The sequence below is a fragment of the Novipirellula sp. genome (assembly GCF_041583735.1).
Lineage (GTDB): Bacteria > Planctomycetota > Planctomycetia > Pirellulales > Pirellulaceae > Novipirellula.
This window is the reverse complement of sequence record NZ_JBFHFD010001031.1, coordinates 1-1,521: the sequence shown is the minus strand read 5'-3', so window position 1 is coordinate 1,521 and position 1,521 is coordinate 1. Positions and strand designations below refer to the sequence as shown.

At 54.1% G+C, this 1,521-nt stretch carries 1 protein-coding gene and 1 pseudogene; one reads left to right on the top strand and one right to left on the bottom strand.

Going from position 1 to position 1,521, the window contains the following annotated elements; all coding sequences use genetic code 11:
- Positions 1-380: pseudogene (locus ABX962_RS35780) on the bottom strand (hypothetical protein); the annotation flags it as partial.
- A 314-nt stretch (positions 381-694) separates the two neighbouring features.
- Here ABX962_RS35780 and ABX962_RS35775 point away from each other — a divergent pair.
- The gene (locus tag ABX962_RS35775) at positions 695-1,363 is read left to right on the top strand and encodes a zinc metallopeptidase (protein ID WP_372726417.1); all 669 of its coding nucleotides are present in this window, start codon (positions 695-697) and stop codon (positions 1,361-1,363) included.
- Positions 1,364-1,521: the final 158 nt, after the last annotated feature.

Here is a 1,521-nt window from a genome sequence, read left to right as displayed (position 1 = left end):
GTGATGAATTCACGCAGCGCCCAGAACGAAACGAAGCCAAACAGCACGACGACTCCGACCCGGTGCAGCACAAAACCGAATACAAAGATCGCCAGCATCATCCACCAGACGCGGACTTTGTGCTTGAATCGCGCAATCAGCGCCGATTCAATTCCCATCGGTTCACGACGCGAGAGCACTTCGCCGACGATTGTGGCGATTCCCAGCGTCGTGATGATCACGGCGAGCAGAATGTAGGTCCGATTGGAGAGCCACTGCGCGTTTGCTAGCAATGCTTCGGCTTTCGCGAGCAAGCCGCCCCCCTCAGGAAGGGAGACAGCCGAGAGTCGCGACAGCGGTAGGTCCGTCGTTGTATTTACGAATTGGCTTAAAACGTTCACGAAAACTTTCAATGCAATGCGGTCGATCAGCCGCGAGTAACGAAGTTCACAGCCAATTCAGGTTCACGATGCCGCAGAAATTGGCAACCACCCGGTCATCGTGCCTCGGATTGTAATGGCTGGGGCTACGTTCTGACGAGCATGGCCCGAATCGTTTTATCGGGATCCAAACGATGCAAATTTGCCGTCCTGCTGCCAAGAATCACTCCGCTTGCTGCGAATGGTCCATAAGTTGCTTATAGGTCGTGGTATCGCTTTGCGCTGTCGTTTTGGCGTCAAAGTGTGTGTTTACTCAATGAGGTGGTACAGAGCCAATGATGCTTTACTTTTTGTTTGTGTTGCCACCCTTCCTGTTGGGGCTATATGCCCAGTGGAAGGTGAAGTCGGCATTTGCGCAAATGAGCAAGATATCGACTCGAATGTCGGGTGCCCAAGCAGCGCGCCGGATGCTCGATAGTGCGGGGCTAAATTCGGTAGGCATCGAACAGGTCCGCGGAACGTTGAGCGATCACTACGACCCGCGTGCAAAGGTGCTGAGGTTGAGCGGTGACGTCTACAACGGACACAACATGTCAGCGGTCGGCGTTGCCTGTCACGAGGCGGGGCACGCGTTCCAGGACGCTCAAAATTACGCACCGCTCATGATTCGCAACACCGCCGTCCCCGCAGCGAACTTTGGTTCGGGTGCTGGGATTTGGATGTTGTTGGGGGGGATTTGGTTCGGGATCCCCGCCTTGGCTTGGATTGGCGTGATTTTGTTCGCGGCGGTCGTTTTTTTCCAGGTGATCAACTTGCCCGTGGAATTTAACGCCAGCTCACGAGCGCGCGAGCAACTGGTCGCTCAAGGGATCATCGCGGGCAACGAAGAGCATTATGTTGCCAAGGTTCTCAATGCAGCCGCATTGACGTACGTGGCCGCAACGCTGCAATCGATCATGACGTTGGCGTATTACCTGTTCATACTGTTAGGGGATCGCCGCTAAATGTGGGGTAGGCTTCTAGCCTTTTTATACCCCAAAACTTTTTCTTGCCCTTTCTCGTGCGTGTGCGAATGATTCTGCGAATTAGATTTTCATCGCACGGAGGTTGCACGGATGGTTATCGATTGGGTACGGCAGGAATTTGAATCGTTGGACCTGGG